The sequence below is a fragment of the Brevundimonas sp. genome (assembly GCF_044336875.1).
Lineage (GTDB): Bacteria > Pseudomonadota > Alphaproteobacteria > Caulobacterales > Caulobacteraceae > Brevundimonas.
Map to the genome: position 1 here is coordinate 88,706 of NZ_JBIIOP010000002.1, position 17,762 is coordinate 106,467.

Annotated in this window: 15 protein-coding genes; 8 read left to right on the top strand and 7 right to left on the bottom strand. The window is 68.9% G+C overall.

Annotated features, from left to right (window positions below):
- The first annotated feature begins 116 nt into the window (after positions 1–116).
- The 4 genes from ACIQ1T_RS03800 to ACIQ1T_RS03815 all read left to right on the top strand — a co-directional run bounded on the left by ACIQ1T_RS03800 (position 117) and on the right by ACIQ1T_RS03815 (position 3,287).
- The gene (locus ACIQ1T_RS03800; protein WP_395943199.1) at positions 117–920 is read left to right on the top strand and encodes an aminotransferase class IV; all 804 of its coding nucleotides are present in this window, start codon (positions 117–119) and stop codon (positions 918–920) included.
- Between the two features lie 90 nt (positions 921–1,010).
- Positions 1,011–1,496 carry a pantetheine-phosphate adenylyltransferase gene (gene coaD, locus ACIQ1T_RS03805; RefSeq protein ID WP_395943200.1) on the top strand — a complete coding sequence of 162 codons (486 nt, stop codon included), beginning with the start codon at positions 1,011–1,013 and terminating at the stop codon, positions 1,494–1,496.
- Positions 1,497–1,506: 10 nt separating this feature from the next.
- On the top strand, positions 1,507–2,382 hold the full coding sequence (locus tag ACIQ1T_RS03810; protein ID WP_395943201.1) for a peptidylprolyl isomerase: 876 nt from the start codon (positions 1,507–1,509) through the stop codon (positions 2,380–2,382).
- Positions 2,383–2,414: 32 nt separating this feature from the next.
- Positions 2,415–3,287, top strand: a complete 873-nt coding sequence (locus ACIQ1T_RS03815) for a peptidylprolyl isomerase (protein ID WP_395943202.1) — start codon at positions 2,415–2,417, stop codon at positions 3,285–3,287.
- Between the two features lie 2 nt (positions 3,288–3,289).
- Here ACIQ1T_RS03815 and ACIQ1T_RS03820 read toward each other — a convergent pair whose 3' ends face one another.
- Positions 3,290–4,390 (bottom strand): Ppx/GppA phosphatase family protein, encoded by a 1,101-nt coding sequence (locus ACIQ1T_RS03820; RefSeq protein WP_395943203.1) that lies wholly within the window; start codon positions 4,388–4,390, stop codon positions 3,290–3,292.
- A gap of 146 nt (positions 4,391–4,536) precedes the next feature.
- Here ACIQ1T_RS03820 and hspQ point away from each other — a divergent pair, with 146 nt between their 5' ends.
- Entirely contained in the window at positions 4,537–4,845 is a 309-nt protein-coding gene (gene hspQ, locus ACIQ1T_RS03825) for a heat shock protein HspQ (RefSeq protein ID WP_395943204.1), read from the top strand.
- A 57-nt stretch (positions 4,846–4,902) separates the two neighbouring features.
- Entirely contained in the window at positions 4,903–5,778 is an 876-nt protein-coding gene (gene phhA / locus ACIQ1T_RS03830) for a phenylalanine 4-monooxygenase (RefSeq protein WP_395943205.1), read from the top strand.
- A gap of 472 nt (positions 5,779–6,250) precedes the next feature.
- On the opposite strand, the gene ACIQ1T_RS03835 is transcribed toward phhA, so the two are convergent.
- Genes ACIQ1T_RS03835 through ACIQ1T_RS03855 form a run of 5 tightly spaced genes read right to left on the bottom strand, consistent with a single transcriptional unit; the run spans position 6,251 to position 12,556 of the window.
- Positions 6,251–7,543, bottom strand: a complete 1,293-nt coding sequence (locus tag ACIQ1T_RS03835) for an MFS transporter (protein WP_395943206.1) — start codon at positions 7,541–7,543, stop codon at positions 6,251–6,253.
- Positions 7,497–8,888: an N-succinylarginine dihydrolase gene (gene astB, locus ACIQ1T_RS03840; RefSeq protein WP_395943207.1), complete on the bottom strand. Its 1,392-nt coding sequence runs from the start codon at positions 8,886–8,888 to the stop codon at positions 7,497–7,499. The genes ACIQ1T_RS03835 and astB overlap by 47 nt, the downstream gene beginning before the upstream one ends.
- Positions 8,885–10,300: a succinylglutamate-semialdehyde dehydrogenase gene (astD, locus tag ACIQ1T_RS03845; protein WP_395943208.1), complete on the bottom strand. Its 1,416-nt coding sequence runs from the start codon at positions 10,298–10,300 to the stop codon at positions 8,885–8,887. Before astD ends, astB begins: the two co-directional genes overlap by 4 nt.
- Positions 10,297–11,304, bottom strand: coding sequence for an arginine N-succinyltransferase (locus tag ACIQ1T_RS03850; protein ID WP_395943209.1), 1,008 nt, complete (start codon positions 11,302–11,304; stop codon positions 10,297–10,299). The genes astD and ACIQ1T_RS03850 overlap by 4 nt, the downstream gene beginning before the upstream one ends.
- A gap of 1 nt (position 11,305) precedes the next feature.
- Positions 11,306–12,556, bottom strand: coding sequence for a hydrolase (locus ACIQ1T_RS03855; protein WP_395943210.1), 1,251 nt, complete (start codon positions 12,554–12,556; stop codon positions 11,306–11,308).
- 96 nt (positions 12,557–12,652) lie between these two features.
- On the opposite strand from ACIQ1T_RS03855, the gene ACIQ1T_RS03860 reads away from it, so the two are divergent.
- Both ACIQ1T_RS03860 and arsC read left to right on the top strand, forming a co-directional pair.
- Positions 12,653–13,195: a hypothetical protein gene (locus ACIQ1T_RS03860; RefSeq protein ID WP_395943211.1), complete on the top strand. Its 543-nt coding sequence runs from the start codon at positions 12,653–12,655 to the stop codon at positions 13,193–13,195.
- Positions 13,195–13,536, top strand: a complete 342-nt coding sequence (gene arsC, locus ACIQ1T_RS03865; protein ID WP_395943212.1) for an arsenate reductase (glutaredoxin) — start codon at positions 13,195–13,197, stop codon at positions 13,534–13,536. The genes ACIQ1T_RS03860 and arsC overlap by 1 nt, the downstream gene beginning before the upstream one ends.
- Here the strand turns inward: arsC and ACIQ1T_RS03870 are convergent.
- The gene (locus ACIQ1T_RS03870; protein WP_395943213.1) at positions 13,533–17,750 is read right to left on the bottom strand and encodes a translocation/assembly module TamB domain-containing protein; all 4,218 of its coding nucleotides are present in this window, start codon (positions 17,748–17,750) and stop codon (positions 13,533–13,535) included. The genes arsC and ACIQ1T_RS03870 overlap by 4 nt on opposite strands.
- Positions 17,751–17,762 lie beyond the last annotated feature (12 nt).

Here is a 17,762-nt window from a genome sequence, read left to right on the forward strand (position 1 = left end):
TCCTTGCGCGAAAGGGTGAGGGGCAAGGTGTGCGAACTGGCCCACCGTCCGACCCTCATCCGGCCCTTCGGGCCACCTTCTCCCAATGGGAGAAGGAACGTGTTTCGGGAGCGGTCATGGCGTCTGAAATTCTGATCGACGGCCGCCCCGCCACGACCGACGACCTGGCGCATCAGGCCCTGGTCAATTACGGCGCCTATACTTCCTTCCGCGTGGAGCAGGGGGGCGTGCGCGGCCTGGACCTGCATCTGGCTCGGCTGGAGCAGGCGGGCGTCGAACTGTTCGGGGAGAGCCCCGGCGAGGCCGAACTGCGCCGCCTCATGATCCTGGCGGTCGATGACCGCGACGCCTGCTGGCTGCGGGTCAGCCTGTTCTCGCCCGAGATCGGCCATCGCAATCCGTCCTTCGTGGGCCGGCCCAGGGTGATGACGGTGGTCTCGCCTCCGCCGCCGCCTCTGGCGATCAGTATGCGGGTGACGACCGTGCCTCATGTCCGCGAGGCGCCGCATCTGAAACACGTCGCCACCTTCGGCCAGACCCGGGCGCGCCGGGCCGCACGGGCCGCCGGGTTCGACGACGTCCTGTTCGTCGACGATCCGGGCTGCATCTCCGAAGGGGCGACCTGGAATATCGGCTTCGTTCAGGGCGGCCGCATCGTCTGGCCCCAGGCCCTGATGCTGGCGGGCGTGACCCAGAGTCTGATCCAGCGGGGACTGGATCAGGCAGGGTTTTCGTCGGAAATTCGGCCGGTGCGTCTGGACGAGATTGCGACCCTGGACGGCGCCTTCCTGTGCAACGCCGCCACCCCGGTCTGTCCGATCACGGCCATAGGCGAAGTCGCCTTCGCGACCGATCCGGCGATCCTGGCCAGGCTGGAACGCGCCTGGTCGTCCCAGCCGCCTCAACCTGTCGCGGTTTAGACGATGACGAAGCCGTCAGCCGGCTAGGCCGCTGATTTCGCACCTGCTAAGTCACGCCAAACAGCAGGCGACAGGCTGGGGAGACACGCCATGCGCATTGGACTTTATCCGGGCACCTTCGACCCGGTGACCAACGGGCACACCGACATCATCAAACGGGCCCTGAAACTGGTGGACCGGCTGGTCATCGGTGTGGCGCGCAACGACGACAAGGGGCCGCTGTTCAGCACCGACGAGCGCGTCGAGATGCTGAAGGCCGAGGTCGCGGGCCTGGGCGGAGACATCGTGGTCCAGCCCTTTTCGAACCTGCTGATGCATTTCGCCGAGGAACTGGACGCCAATGTCATCGTCCGGGGTTTGCGCGCGGTCGCCGACTTCGAATACGAGTTCCAGATGACGGCCATGAACCAGCGCCTCAATCAGGACATCGAGACGGTATTCCTGATGGCCGATCCGCGGCACCAGGCCATCGCTTCGCGGCTGGTCAAGGAAATCGCCCGTCTGGACGGCGCGATCGACAGTTTCGTCAGCCCCGCGATCGCTGCGCGCGTGCGGGACAAGGTCAAGAACGGTTAGGGTAAGACTTATGCGTAAAGGGATCATCGCGGCGGGCCTCGCCGTCCTTCTGGCGACCGGCGCCGCTCAGGTTCCGGCCGTGGCCCAGGTCGCAGGGGGGGGCGCTGCGGCGACGTCCGACTGGCGCACCATCGCGCCCGAGAACCTGCTGGTGATCGACACCCCCAAGGGGCGGATCCTGGTCGAGGTTAGCCCGGTCGCTGCGCCGAACCACGCCGAGCGTATCCGCACCCTCGCCAACCAGGGCTTCTATGACGGCCTCAAATTCCACCGCGTCATTCCCGACTTCATGGCCCAGACCGGCGATCCCCTGGGCACGGGCGAGGGCGGCAGCGACCTGCCGGATCTGAAGGCCGAGTTCAGCTTCCGCCGTGGCCGTGACGCCGGCTTCGTCGCCGTGCCCAACGCGGGCGAGGGCGTGCGCGGCCTGGTCGGCAGTCTGCCGGTTCAGACCCAGCCGGACGCCCAGATGATGATCACCGCCGACTTCAAGGTCGAGGCCCACGGCCTGTTCTGCCCCGGCGTCCTGGGCATGGCCCGCGCCGGCGCCCCCGACAGCGCCAACAGCCAGTTCTTCCTGATGATGGGCGACCGCGACCAGCTGAACGGCGTCTATACCGCCTTCGGCCGCGTGGTCTCGGGCCTGGACGTCGTGGGCAAGCTGAACAAGGGTTCGGACGCCGAGGACGGCAAGGTCGCCAATCCCGACGTCATGACCCACGTCCGCATGGCCTCGGCCCTGCCCGAGGGCGAACGCCCGACCGTGCGGGTGATGAACGCCGGCAGCGCCGCCTTCGCCGAGCGGATCGCCGCAACCCGCACCGCGCGCGGCGGAAGCTTCAGCATCTGCGATGTTCAGCCGGTCGCCGAGATCGTCGGCGGCTGATCGCACTTCAAGGCCAACAGGGGGATGTGGGCATGACCATTCGCAAGGCGACGATCGCCGGGGCCCTGGCCGCCCTGATCGGGAGCGCGGCCCTGGCGCAAGAGGCGTCGACCCCGCCGCCGCCCGCCGGACCCGCGGAATGGCGCGCCGTCGCCCCCGATAATCTGTTGGTCATCGATACGACCAAGGGGCGCATCCTGGTCGAACTGGCCCCCGAGATCGCGCCCGCCCACGTCGAGCGGATCAAGCTGCTGGCCGGGCGCGGCTTCTACGACAATCTGGCCTGGCATCGGGTCATCGACTGGTTCATGGCCCAGACCGGCGATCCCCTGGGCACCGGCGACGGCCAGAGCTGGTATCCCGATCTGAAGGGCGAGTTCACCTTCAGGCGCGGACCGGACATGGTGTTCAGCGCCGTAGCCAATCCGACCGGCGGCCCGGTCGGCTTCGTCAACTCCGTCCCCGTCCAGACCCAGCCGGACGCCCTGATGGCCGGCACCGCCGATCACAAGGTTCACGGCTGGGGCCTCTACTGCCCCGGTGTGGCCGGCATGGCGCGGGACGAGGGCAATGACACCGCCAACAGCCAGTTCTTCCTGATGCGTCAGGCCTATCCGGCCCTGGACAAGCGCTACACCGTCTGGGGGCGCGTGGTCGTCGGTCTGGAAGTCGTGCGCGCTCTGAAGTTCAGCACGGATCCCGGCGGCATCGTCGCTGACCCTGATCGCATGACCCGCGTCCGGCTGGCCTCGGACCTGTCTGTCGCGGAACGCCCTGCGGTGCAGATGCTGAACACCGCCTCGCCCACCTTCCACGCCCTGGTCGAACAGGCGCGTCAGGCCAAGGGGGCGGACTTTTCCGTCTGCGACATCGACGTGCCGGTGCGGGTCAACCCGGCCGCCTGATATCAGGCGGCGGCCGGACCGCGCCCGCGCCCACGCCGCCGTCTGCGGCGCCGGGGCGGCTTCCTGTCCTCCCGCATGCGCTGCAGCAGCAGGCCCTCGCGCAGGCCTCGATCCGCGACCCGGACCCGCTCCGAGGGCCAGGCGCGCTGGATGGCTTCCAGGATCGCCGCGCCCGCCAGGACCAGATCAGCCCGGTCGGGACCGATACAGGCCTCCTTCGCCCGCCCCTCCGGCCCGAGGGCCTTGAGCCGTTCAGCCGCCGCGTCGCAGTCGCCGCGAGTCATCCACAAGCCGTCGACCCGGTCGCGGTTGTAGCGGGGCAGGTTCAGGTGAATGCCCGCCAGGCTGGTGATCGCGCCCGAGGTGCCGATCAGATGCGCCCGGTCCCGCCGCAGCAGATCCAGCATCTGCGGATCCTCGATCCCGCCGCCCGCCAGAGCCGCGCCCATGTCGGCGACCATGGCCTCGTACCAGACCTCGCCGGCGCCCTCGGGCTCGGGGTGGCGTTCCGCCAGGGTGACCACGCCCAGGGCCGCCGACATCCAGCCGGTGGTCTTCCAGTCGGAGCCCTCGCGCTTCAGCCAGGACAGTTCGGTGGAGCCGCCGCCGACGTCGATGATCACCACGCCTTCCGCGCTGGGGTCGATCAGGTTCAGGCAGCCCTCGACCGCCAGCCGCGCCTCCTCGGCCGGATCGATGATCCGCAGCCGCAGGCCGGTGCCCTTGCGCACCCGTTCGATGAATTCGGCGCCGTTCTCGGCGGCGCGGCAGGCCTGGGTGGCGACGGCGCTGAGCCGGGCGGTCTCGACGCCCTTCCTGACGATCCGTTCGGCGCACAGGGCCAGGGCGTCATAGGCCCGGTCCATGGCGCGGGGATCCAGCCGTCCCGTGCGGGTCAGGCCTTCGCCCAGCCGCACGATGCGGCTGAAGCTGTCGACCACCCGGAAGCCGTCGCGCGACGGCCGCGCGATCAGCAGCCTGCAGTTATTGGTCCCCAGATCGAGCGCGCCATACAGTTGCGCATCCCGACCCGACGCATCCCGTTCCCGGGAAGGCTGGGACCGCTCGTCGCGCCGTCGCGGCGCGCCGTGGGTCTCCGGCATGGGTCGTCATTCCGATGTGGGCGGTCCGAAGCGGCGCCCGTCCCGATCAGCCTAGCCCGCGAAGATCGTCCGCGCCAAGCCATTCTGTCAGGAAGATGAACGGGCCTGTGGGCGTCCGTGTCAGGCGCGGCGTCGTATCAGTGATCATGACCCAGGTTCACACAGCCCGTTTCGCCATCGGCCAGATCGTCCGACACCGCGACGACGCCTTCCGCGGCGTGGTGATGGACGTCGACGCCGCCTATGACGGCCCAGCCGTCGAGACCGGCGGCGTGGCGGCGGATCAGCCCTTCTATCGCGTCTTCGCCCTGGGCGAGGACGGCGGCTTCGTCGCCTATGCGGCGGAAATGGTGCTGGAGGACGGCCAGTCCGAACTTCTGGACGATGACGCCCGCCGCTGGTTCACCGTCGACGCCGATGGCCATCACGCGCCGCTGGACGAACGGCTGCACTGACGCCTTGGAAGCCGCGCGTCCCCCACGCTAGAATGGGCGAAAAGAGGAAACGCCCCCATGTCCGATTTCGAGCACGTGTTCGAACAGCCGCCCGAGGGCGCGGCCGCCGACTGGACCATTCCCCAGAACTGGGCCGCCTATACCGAGGTCGAGCACCAGACGTGGGACACGCTCTACGCCCGTCAGATGAAGATCCTGCCGGGGCGCGCCTGTGACGCCTTTCTGCGCGGGCTGGACGCGTTGGATCTGAACGCCGGCGGCATTCCCGATTTCGAGGTCATCAATCCCAAGCTCCAGGCCCTGACCGGCTGGACCGTGGTCTGCGTGCCCGGTCTGGTGCCGGACGAGGTCTTCTTCGACCATCTGGCCAACCGCCGCTTCGTCTCGGGTCAGTTCATCCGCAAGCCCGATCAGCTGGATTATCTGCAGGAGCCGGACATCTTCCATGACGTCTTCGGCCATGTGCCGATGCTGACGGACCCGGATTTCGCCGCCTATATGGAGGCCTACGGCAAGGGCGGGCAGCGGGCGGCGTCGCTGGGGATGCTGCAGAACCTGGCGCGGCTGTACTGGTACACGGTCGAGTTCGGCCTGATGCAGGATACGGACGGCCTGCGCATCTATGGCGCCGGCATCGTCTCCTCGGCGACCGAGAGCGTCTTTGCGCTGGAAGATCCGTCGCCGAACCGGCTGGGCTTCGAGCTGGAGCGGGTGATGCGGACTCTGTACCGGATCGACGATTTCCAGCAGGTCTATTTCGTCATCGACGGCATCGAAGCCCTGAAGGTCGAGACGCTGAAGGACTTTGGTCCGGTCTATGAGGCCCTGAAGGGACAGGACGACATCGCTATCGACGCCGTCCTGCCTTCCGACAAGGTGTTCACGCGGGGCAGTCAGGCCTACGCCGAACGTGGAGGCCGCTTCGCCGCCTGACCGCCCTCATTGAGCAAGGAAGGTCGCCTCCACATGCGCGCCGGTCATCGGCATCTCCAGCACGCATTCTGCGCCATCGTCGCTAGGCGTGCATCCCTGCCACTGTACTCGAGAGCTTGGCGTTCCTCCATTTTCAGAGCGGAGATGAACACTGGTGTGCGCCGGCGTCCGCACCCAGCATAGCCGAGGCGCTGCGTAGGCGTCATATTGGTAGCGGCTTACGCCGCATCGCACGCCGACCGGATCGCTCCGAATGATGGCTTGTTGTGTGACGTCTCCCGAGACGGTGACGGTCAACAAGGGGTCCAGGCGCTGAGCCTCCACGACGATTTCCGGCAAGGTAGTCGGTTCCGACTGCAGCGCCGATATGGCGGAGAGCAGAACAAGCGGCGTCAACAAGGCACAATACTCTACGGCAACATGAAATGTCAGTAGGCGTATGAACTATGTAGGCCGCTCGCTCAAGCAGCTCTTATTCGTGCGTGATCAGGCTGTTGTGGCGGGTGTCGCGCATCTTGATGAAGGTGAACAGCGACACGCCGATCATGCCGGTGACATACCAGAAGAAGACGCTCTCCATGCCCGCGCCCTTGAACCACAGGGCGACATATTCGGCCGTGCCGCCGAACACGGCATTGGCGATGGCGTAGGGCAGGGCGACGCCCAGGGCGCGGATATGGGCGGGAAACAGCTCGGCCTTCACCACGGCGTTGATGGCCGTGTAGCCGGACACGATGACCAGGCCGGTCAGGGCCAGACCGAAGGCGGCGAACGGGCTCTCGACATGGGCCAGAAGGCTCATGATCGGCACGGTGCACAGCACGCCCAGCACGCCGAAGGCGATCATCACCGGACGGCGGCCGATCCTGTCGGACAGGGCGCCGACGACCGGTTGCAGCAGCATGTAGATGAACAGGGCCGCGGCGCTGATCTCGGTCGCGGTGTTCTTGGGGAAGCCCGTGGTGTTGACCAGGAATTTCTGCAGGTAGGTCGTGTAGGTATAGAAGGCCAGGGTGCCGCCGGCGGTCAGGCCCAGCACCATCAGGGCCTCCTTCGGGTGTTTCAGGATCAGCTGCATGGCGCTGGATTTCGGCGCGTCCTTGACGTCCGATTCCTTGTGGGTCTCGTCCAGGCGACGACGCAGCCAGAAGACGACCAGGGCCAGAGCGGCGCCGACGAAGAACGGGATGCGCCAGCCCCAGGCGGCCAGGGCCGTCTCGCTGAGGGTGTTCTGAAGCACGATCAGCAGCAGCAGCGCGATCAACTGGCCCGAGATCAGGGTGACGTACTGGAAGCTGGACCAGAAGCCGCGGCGATGCGGCTCGGCCATTTCCGACAGATAGGTGGCGCTGGAGCCGTATTCGCCGCCGACGCTGAGGCCCTGCAGCAGGCGGGCGAACAGCAGAAGCGCGGGCGCCCCGAGACCGATCGCGTCATAGCCCGGCGTCACGCCGATGATCAGCGAGCCGGTGCACATCAGGGTCACCGACAGGGTCAGGCCGGCCTTGCGACCCTTGCGGTCGGCATAGACGCCCATGATCCAGGCGCCGATGGGGCGCATCAGGAAGCCGACCGCGAAGACGGCGGCGGCGCTCAGCAACTGGGCGGTGGGGTCTTCGCTGGGGAAGAAAACCGGCGCGAAATAGAGGGTGAAGGCCGCATAGGCGTACCAGTCGAACCATTCGACCAGATTGCCGGCGGACCCGCCGACGATGTTTCTAAGACGACGGGCGGGCGACATCGGGGGGGAGGAGGGTGTGGTCATTTGACGCATAAACACCCTGGAACGGATAGAAGCTCCCCCCAAGCTTGAGAATATTGCTCAATTCGTCGAGAGCGCCGCGCGTTTCATCCAAAAGAGCCGGATCCGCCAGGTCGGCGGGCCGCAGCTGGTCGCGGTACCAGCGGTTCGCCCAGGTCGAGAGCTCGGCGTGCAGGGCGTCGGTCAGGCGCATGGCGGGGTTGGTCGCCGCCAGTTCGGCCTCGGTCAGGACGACGCGCAGGCGCAGACAGGCGGGGCCGCCGCCGTTGCGCATCGACTGGCGCACATCGACATATTCGACCCGGCCGATGGGGCCGTTGGAGGCCGCCAGGGACTGGGCCACGGCGTGGCTGCGGGCGTTGTCGCGGGTCTCGGTCGGGCAGATCAGGGTCAGACGGTCCTCGCCCGGAACCTGGATCAGCATGGAGTTGAAAAGATAGGAGGAGATGGCGTCGGCCAGCGGCAGGTCGGCGTTGGAGACCTCGACGAACTGCGGCTCGAACAGGCCGTCGGCGGCGCGGCGGATGGCGGCCTTGGTCGCCTCCGTGTCCTCGAACGCCAGCTCGTGGAAGAACAGGGTGTCCAGCGCCCCGACACAGACCACGTCGTTGTGGAATGTGCCGCCGGCGATGGCGGTGCGGGATTGCTGGGTCAGAACGGGCCGTCCGGCCTCATGGCGGCGGACAATGGCCTCCGAGGCCTCGCGGGTCTGACGGGCGGGGAAGGCGCCGTCCCACGGCTCGAACGCCTCGCGGCCCCAGACCAGCAGATTGACCCCGCGTCCGCCGTGCGTGGCGCACAGGCGGACATGGTTGGCGGCGCCCTCGTCGGCCAGATGCGCGACGGCGGGCAGGGCGTCATGGACGGCGAACCGGCTGGCGTCAGGGAACAGGGCGTCCAGCGCGCGCTTCGTCTGCTGATGTTCCAGCGAGCGGTGCAGATTGGTGTGCAGGTTGGCGGGGGTGAAATGCACCCGGCCGTCGGCGGCGTCGGCGCTGGGCGTCACGGTCGCGGCGTTGGCGGCCCACATGGGCGAGGCCGAACAGGCGGCGGCGGCGAACGACGGCGCGGTCCGCCAGGCGCGCTCCAGCACCTGGGCGTCGGATCCGGTGAAGCCCAGGGTTCGCAGGAAGGGGATGTTCGGCCGCTCGTGCGGTGGCAGGACGAACTGGGGCAGGCCCAGGTCCGCCAGGGTCTTCATCTTGTCGAGCCCCTGCAGCACCGCCGCGCGCGGGTTCGAGGCCTCGCCCTTGTTCAGACTGGAGGCCAGATTGCCGGGCGACAGGCCGGCGTAGGAATGGGTCGGCCCAATCAGGCCGTCGGCGTTGGCTTCGACGGCGGTGTTCATCGCAGTCCCTTGATCTCGCCTTCGATATTGGCGACCGCGTCGGCCTCGAAACTGGCGACCGGATAGGCGCAGTAGTCGGCGGCGTAATAGGCGCTGGGGCGGTGGTTGCCGCTGGCGCCCAGACCGCCGAAGGGCATGTCGCCGGCGGCGCCGGTCGTCGGGCGGTTGAAGTTGACCACGCCCGCGCGGATGCGGCGGATGAACCGGTCCCAGTTGGCCGGATCGTCGCTGACCAGACCGGCGGACAGGCCGTAGCGGGTGGCGTTGGCCGCCTGGATCGCGGCGTCGAAGCTGGGAACGCGCGTCACCGACAGGAAGGGGGCGAACATCTCCTCGTCGGGGACGTCGACGCCGGTCACGTCGATGATCGCCGGCTTGACGAAGGCGCCGGGCAGGTTGGCGACCGGGCCGGAGGCGCGGATGACCTTGGCCCCCATATCGATCCGCTCCTGCAAGGCCTTCAGCGCGGCCTCGGCGGCGCGGGCCGAGATCAGCGGGCCGGCGTAGGGTTCGGGATCGCTGTCCCACGGGCCGAAGACCAGGCGGTCGGACAGGGCGGCGATGGCTTCCACGATGGCGTCGCCCTGGGCGCCTTCCGGCACGATCAGGCGGCGGGCGCAGGAGCAGCGCTGGCCGGTGGTGATGAAGGCGGACTGGACCGCGATGCCCGCTGCGGCCTCGGCGTCGCCAGCGTCCCAGACGATCAGAGGATTGTTGCCGCCCAACTCCAGCGCCAGGATGACATGGGGATCGTCGGCGAACTTGCGGCGGAAGTGAGCGCCGGCCGCGCCGGAGCCGGTGAACATCAGGGCGTCGATTCCGGCGTCCAGCAGGGCCGCGCCGGTTTCGCGTCCGCCTTGGACGACATTGACCACGCCCTCGGGCAGGTCGGCGGCGGCGAAGGCCTCGGCCATGACCTGGCCGACCAGGGGCGTCTCTTCCGACGGCTTGAAGACGACGGTGTCGCCGGCCAGAAGCGCCGGGACGATATGGCCGTTGGGCAGGTGGCCGGGGAAGTTGAACGGGCCCAGCACCGCCGCGACGCCGTGCGGACGGTGACGCAGGGTCGCGCGACCGAAGGCCGTGTCGCTGGTGCGTTCGCCGGTGCGTTCGTCATAGGCGCGGATCGAGATGTCGACCTTGCCGATCATGGCGGCGGCTTCGGTTTTCGTTTCCCACAGCGGCTTGCCGGTCTCGCGGGCGATGGCCTCGGCGATCTGGGGCGCGCGGTCCTTCAGGACGGCCTGATAGCGTTTGACGGCGTCGATCCGCTCCTGACGCGGGCGGTCGGCCCAGTCGGGGAAGGCGGCGCGGGCGGCGTCGGCGGCGGCCTGGACCTGGGCGGGGGAGGCGGCCTCGCCCTCCCAGTTGGTCGCTTCGGTGGCGGGGTCGGTGGACTTGAAGACGGTCATGATTTCACGCGGACGGTGGCGCCGGCCCTGATCTTCAGGGCGGCGGCGGTTTCGGCGGTCAGGCGGACGACGTCGCCCTCGATGTCCGCCCTGGCGCGGACGGCGCGGAAGGCGGCGATGCTGTCGGTCGAGATCAGGGCCGGCAGTTCGGTCTCGATGGTTTCGGCGATCTCGACCGTCAGGCTGCGGGCGTCGCGGACGGTGCGGATATTGTCGCGGCCGCACGAAACGGTCGGACCGGCGTCGAAGATGTCGACGAGGCCGTTGGGGCGGAAGCCCTCGCTCTCCAGCAGGGCCATGGCGGGGACGCCCTGGGGATGGACCTTGCCGATCACGGCGCGGGCCGGTTCGGGCAGAAGCTCGGTGTAGATCGGATGGCGCGGGGCCAGGTCGAGGATGAACTGCTTGTCGGTGGAGCCGCTCATCCGGTCGGCGTCGTCGAACTCCATCGGGAAGAATTTGTGCGCCACATGGTCCCAGAAGGGGCAGGCGCCGTCGGGGGTGAACACCCCGCGCAACTCGGCCAGCACCATGTCGGCGAACAGATCGGGCTGGGCGCCGATCAGCATGTAACGCGACTGGCTGAGCAGGCGGCCGGCGCCGCCCTTGCGCCGGTCGGCCTTCAGGAACAGGGAGCCGACCTCGGTCCAGCCGGTGCATTCGTTGACCAGGACCAGGGTCTGGTGGTCCAGCTTGACCCCCAGGGACGGCGACTGGACGGTGTTGTTGACGACGCGGAACGAGAAGAAGGGCCGTTTCAGGCCGACCGTCGCCTTGACCGAGCCGACGCCGTCAATGTCGCCGGTCGAGGCGTCCTCCAGCATCAGTGTGTACCAGGCCTCTTGCCGGGCGACCTCGCCCCGGAAGCTGGCCTGGCTCAGGTCCAGCCGGTCGGACAGGGCGTCGGCGTCCTCGGGCAGGCTGGTGAAGCCGGGGCCGGACAGGATGGCCAGCTCCAGCAGATGGTCGAGGTCGGCGGGACCGGCGGGACGGACGACGAGCATTCTACAGGGTCTCCAGCCGCAGAGCCTTCAGCTTGGCGGCGTCGATCTCGCCCGAGGCGATCTTGCACAGGATCAGGGCGCTGAGCTGGGCGCGTTCGACGAAACTGTCGGGCCAGGCGAACTCCTGATCCGAGTGGATGTCGCCGCCCCGGACGCCCAGGGTGTCGATATTGGGCAGGCCGGCGGCGTGCAGGTTGTTGCCTTCGCAGACGCCGCCGGACGGTTTCCAGGCGATGGGCTGACCCAGCAGGGCGCCGGCCTCCTTCACCGCCTCGAACAGGGCGGTCTGGGCGGCGTCCATCGGCTTGGGCGGCCGGGTGAAGCCGCCGTGCAGGTGCAGGCTCAGCCCCTCGAACGGCGGCGTCGCCGCGATCTCGCGCACCGAGGCGTCGATCCAGTCGGCGGCGGCCTTGTCCGGGACGCGGACGTTGAACCGGACCACGGCGTCAGCGGCGACGACGTTCAGGGCGCCGCCGCCGGAGATCTTGGCCACGTTGACGGTGACGCCCTCGTGGCGGCCGTTCAGGGCGTGGAGGGCGGCGGCCAGGATGGCGGCGCCGGCTATGGCGTTGCGGCCCTCGTCGAAGGCGCGGCCGGCGTGGGCGGCCTTGCCCGTCACGATCAGATGATAATTGCCGCTGCCCTTGCGCGCCCCGGCCAGGGTGCCGTCCGCCAGGGCCGGTTCGTAGGTCAGGCCGACATGGCCGCGCGCGCCGAGTTCGGCCAGCAGGGGGGCGGAGGCGGGCGAGCCGATCTCCTCGTCCGGGCTGAGCAGGACGGTCCAGCCGACGCCGTGACGGTCGGGATGGGTCTCGAAGGCCTCCAGCGCCGCCAGCAGCACGCTGATCCCGCCCTTCATGTCGGCGACGCCGGGACCGTTCAGGGCGCCGTCCGGGCGGGACGTCACGGTCTGGAACCGGCTGTCGGCGGGGAAGACGGTGTCGTAGTGGCCGGTCAGGACGACCTGGATCGGGGCCTCGGGCCGGGCGGTGATCTTCAGGGCGTCGGCATGGGCCTCGGTCCGCACCGATCCGTCGTCGGCGACGGTGGTCGAGCCCTGGGTCGGGAGGCGTTCGACCGTGGCGGGCAGGGCGCGGGCCGTCGCCTCCAGCGCGTCCAGCACGGCGTTCAATCCAGCGGCGTTGCGGCTGCCGGAGTTGAGGTTCGCCCAGTCTATGGTGCGGCCGATGATGGCCTCGCGTCGCGCGGCGACGTGGTCGAGGACGGCCTGGTCCGAGGTCAGAATCCGCATCGGCCGGACCCTAGACGCAGCCGTGACAAAGGTGAAGGTCGGGCCTGTAAGTGACGGACGATCATCGCTAGGGTCCGCGCCAACATGAGGTCCGTGATGAAGCGTTCGACGATCGATCTGTGGCTGAGGGCCATGAACCCCTTCGTCCTGCCGCGCGGCATGGCCGAGGCGCAGCGGGCGGCGCGGTCGATGGTGATCGGTCTGGGCATTGCCCTGGTCGTCGGTCTGATCCCGACCTGGTGGATTTTCAGTTCCGGCTGGTTCGAGACGGCCATGAGCGCCGAATATGCGCGGATGAACCTGTCGTCGCAGGAGGTCGCGATGCAGCAGGAAGTCATGAAGGTCGTGTGGCCCTATATGATCGGCTTCGGCGCGATCTTTTCCGTCGTGCTCTACGGCGCGCTGGCTGTCGTTCAGTGGAAGCTGATGACGCGGGTAATCCCGATCATCATGCTGGCCATGATCGTCTACAGCCTGGTGGCCAACGCCGGGATGCGGCTGCTGGGCACGATGCCGTCGCCGGATCTGCCGCTGTGGATTCTGGCGATCACCTGGCCGACATCCGTCGTCTCCGCCGTCATCTATGTCGCGTCCCTGCAGGGCGCGATGCTGTTGCATCGTCTGAAGAGAGAGCCCTGATGGCGGTCGTCCTGTTCCACAATCCCAAATGCGGCACCTCGCGCAACGCCCTGGCCCTGCTGCGGGAGAAGGGCGTCGAGCCGACGGTGGTCGAATATCTGAAGACCGGCTGGGATCGGGCGACGCTGGAGCGGCTGGCGGCCGGGACCGGCCTCGGCCTGTCAGGCCTGCTGCGCAAAAAGGAGGCCGAGGCCAAGGCGCTGCTCGACGCCGGCGCCGATGACGAGGCGATCCTGGCGGCGGCCATGGCCCAGCCGATCCTGATAGAGCGGCCCATCGTCGAGACCGACAAGGGCGCCCGGATCGGGCGCCCCGTCGAGACGGTGCTCGAAGTTCTCTAGTTCGGGCTGCGGTTCGGGCGCCGGTCCCGACGGTCGCCGGCCTCGCGGCTCTCGCGGCGCCAGCGGATCGACAGGCTGGTGTCGCCCTGGCCGCCGAACTGCGAGCTGAGGGCCAGGTTGCGGCGCGGCTGGTATTCGACCTTGACCGCCGCCCCGCCTTCGCCGCCGCCGATGACCTCCAGATAGACGTCGTCGGTGATGTAGCGCCCGCCGGCGACGGTCACGGCCGAGGCCTCGCCGCCGAAGGACAGCCGGTCCAGCCCCGCCAGTTCACGCAGATTGCCGATCACGTCGAAGCCGCCGCCGCCGGCCAGGGCCGCGACGCCCGCCGCCAGCTGGGCCGCCTCGAACGGCGACAGCTGAGACGCCGAGCGGCCGAACAGCACCTGGGACAGGATCTCGTCCTGGGGCAGGGCGGGGGTCGAGGTCAGGGCGATCTTGGGCTGGTCCGCCGTGCCGGTCACGTCGATGGAGGCGGTCAGGGCCGTATCCTCGCGCGTCGCCGACAGGTTCAGCCGGATCTGTTTCGGATCGGTGGACAGGGTGACCCGGCCGTCATCGTCGAAGATGAACCGCTTGCCCGCGAACTCGTAGTCGCCGCGCACCACATTGGCGGAGCCGGTCAGTTGCGGTTGGGCGATGGTCCCGCGCACGCGGGCGTTGACGTCCAGGATGACGTTCAGGCCGCGCCCGCTGACCCGCACCTTGCCGCCGGTCGAGCGCAGGCTGATGTCCATGCCGATCTGCGGCCCGCGTTGGCGGGCCTCTGTCTCGACCGGGTCGCCGCCGGGGCGATTGATCTCGACCACGTCCATCGAGACGATGCCGGTCGATCCGGGCACTTCCGGCTCGATACGGGCCTCGTCGACATTGATCTGGCCCGACAGCTGGACGTTGCCGTCGTTGCCGCGAACGATGGTGATGGGGCCGGAGGCGCGGGCCTCGCCGATGTCGTTGTCGATGACACGGAAACGGTTCAGCGTCAGACGGGCGGTGGAGCCCGAGCCTTCGCGCAGGCCGATCCGGCCCTGGCCGCTGACCGTGCCGCCTGCGGTGTCGTTGGCTGAGAAGGTCTCGATCAGGGCGGTGGTGTCGTCGAAACTGGTGCGCAGGGTCAGGTCGCCCAGCACCAGACCCACTGCGTTCTCGCGATACGCGCCCTGGGTCAGGTCGAACCGGCCGTTCAGGCGCGGCGCGGCCAGGGTGCCGGCGATGGTGGCCTGGCCCGCCACCTGTCCTGCCAGACTGCGTTCGCCGCCCAGGAACAGGTCCCAGATGGGCTGGATCTGGCCGTTGATCGACACATTGCCGGACATGGGCCGCTGGCGGGCGATGGCCAGACGCAGCGGCGCGGCCGAGGCCTCGACGGGCAGGGTCAGGTCGGCCGAGGCCTGGACGGCGCCCTCGTCGTCGGCGGTGGCCTTAATGGTCAGGCTGTTGTTGACCAAGGTGGCGTCAAGCTGACCGTCGACGGCCAGGCCGCGTGGGGCGTCAATGCTGCGGATGTTCTGCAGGGTGACGTTGGCTGAGCCGGACAGATCGTCGCCGGCGCCGCGCAGGGCGACCCGGCCGGTCGCGCGGCCGCGCAACTCGGGCGAGATGGTCTGCAGATCGACGCTGGTCAGGTCGGCCTGGATGACCGCCGTGCGGGCGTCCTGACGCAGGTCGGCCAGCAGCACGCCGCCGCCGACGCCCAGGTCCAGGTGGGCCGACTTGCTGGCCCCGTCCAGGGTGATCGAGGCGGGGCTGCGGGTGGTGAAGGCCACTTCGCGCACCCGGCCGCCGCCACGCAGGGTCAGGGTCTGGGCGTTGTCGGGCTGACGCGAATAGACGCCCGTGCCGTTGAACTGGGCCGGAACCCCGCCGCCTACGTCCAGCGCCATTGTGAAGGGCAGGTTGTTCAGCGTGCCGCGTCCGTCCAGATCGATGGTGCGGATGATCCAGCTCTGGCCCGCCAGGCGGACATTGCGGCCGCTGACGTCCAGTATGGCGCTGTCCGATCCGCCGCCGTCGGTCAGGCGCACCCGGCCGTTGGCCTCGCCCGAGGCCAGGAAGGCGCCGGTGCGGGCGGTGAAGCTCAGGTCGGCGCTGGAGGGGATGTTGTTCGACAGGGCGACCGAGCCCTGGGCCGTCACGCCGCCGGCGTTCAGGTCGATGTCGCTGAGCCGGATCTGCTTGCCGCCCAGGAAGAAGTTCCCGGCCGCCTTGGCCGGCCCGTAGTTGGAGCCGCTGGTCACGGTGATCCGGCCGTCCGAGGCGTCGGCCCCCTTGCGGAAGCTGAGGATCAGGTCGGCGTTGTTCAGGGTCAGGGCGCCGGCCGTGACCTTGTCGAAGCCGGCGGTCAGGTCGACACGCGGCTGGGACAGGGTGCCGGTCAGGGCGCCGCGCCCGTTCATGTTTCCGTCGATCTCGGCCGGACCGGCGGCGAAGGGACCGCGCGCGTTCCAGTCCAGAGCCAGACGCAACTGGCCGGCCGTCTCGATCAGGCCCTTGGCCCCGGCGCGGCCGTTGGCGCCGGTCAGTTCGCCGCGATCGACCTCGATCCGACCGCCGTTCAGCTTGCCCGCCAGTTCCAGGCGCGGGGTCTTGCCCAGCAGGCGGTCCAGTTCTTCCATGCCGATGGTCAGGTTGCGGCCGCGGCCGTCGAAGTTCAGCACCCAGGGCGCGCCCGTCTTCGCCGACGAGGCGCGGATCGGGCCGCCGAAGGCGCCGCCCGCGTCGGGCAGAATGCGCGAGGCGTCGGTCAGTTGGGCGTCGCCGCGGAAGTTCATCCCGCCCAGCAGATTGCGCCCGCCCGAACCCTTCAGCGTCAGGCCCTGGCCCAGCAGGTCGACCTTCTCCAGCAGCAGGGCGCCGTCCTTCATCCGCGTCGCCTCCATCTGGACGCGCGGCTCGGCGCCCAGCAGGCCGCCGATGATGCCTTCCGAAGAGCCGCCATTGGCGCGAATATCGCCGTCTAAGTCCATGCGGCCGTCCTTGACCTGAACATTCAGCGGGCCGGAGATGCGGGTGGCGCGATAGCTGGCCAGGTTGGCGTTCAGCAGGGTGGCGCGGCCGGCCAGGGTCCAGGTCTGGGCGTCGCCCTTGAACAGGCCGGAATAGGCGGCGGGGCCGGCGATATCCGAGCCGACCAGGCGGCTGAGCGAGGCGGCCTGGATGTCCAGCCTGACGCCGTCAGGCGAACTGCGGTCGGACATGCGGATCAGGCCGCGCGCCTCGGAGGCGATATTGTCAGACACCAGTTTCCAGCCCACGCCCTGGTAGGCCTTGTCCTTGGCGGGGACCATGGCGAAGCCGAAGCGGGCGGTGCGGCCGACCCGTTCGACGAAGGGTTCGAACAGGTCCGAGCCGCTGAAGTCGAAGAAGCCGGACACGCGCGAGCCGTCCTCGCCGAACCTGCCGTCGACGGTCAGGGGGACGAACCGGCCGGTCTGGACCTTGGCGTGAACAATGTCGGCGTTCAGCAGGGCCACGGCCGAAAAGGGCTGGTCCGGCGAATAACCCATGGCCCCGGCCAGGGGGCCGCCCTGGGCCTCGTTGGCCCGGAAATTGATGCGCGTCTCCTCCAGCTTGCCGCCGAAGGTCGCCGCCAGCCGCAGATAGTCGCCGGGCCGGTTCAGGCTGTCGGCGTTGAGGGTGGCGCTCTTGGCCCCGCGACGCGGCAGGCTGACGTCTCCCGCCAGGTTCCAGCGGCCGTATTCCTTGGAGAAGCCTTCCAGCAGTTCGATCCGGGCCGAGAATTTGTCGATGTCCACGTCGATCGGCTGGGGCCCGCCCGGCGCACCGCTGGGGGCGTCCAGGATCGGGCGGCGGATGACCTGGATCACGTCGGCGCTGATCTCGGAGGCATGGAATCGACGGGTGACCAGGGGCCAATAGGACCAGTCTACCCGCACCTTGCGGGCGTCCAGCCAGACGCCGTCGCGGTCGGTCACGGTGACCCGGTCCAGGGTGAAGTCGTCGAACAGGTCGCCCTTCAGCCCATAGACGTTGATCCGACCGTAGCGGCTGATCTTCTGGCCCTGGACGAAGCCGGTGACCAGGTCGCGCCCGGCGTCGGAGACGATATACATCCGCCCGCCGATCAGGGCGATGACGACGAGGACCAGCAGGCCGCCGACCACGCCGCCAACGATCAGGGCGGCGAGTTGCAGCAGGCTGCGCTTCTTGCGCACCTCGGCGGCGGTTTCTTCCGGCGGGGCGGTCTCAGGCACGTCTTCGGGCGG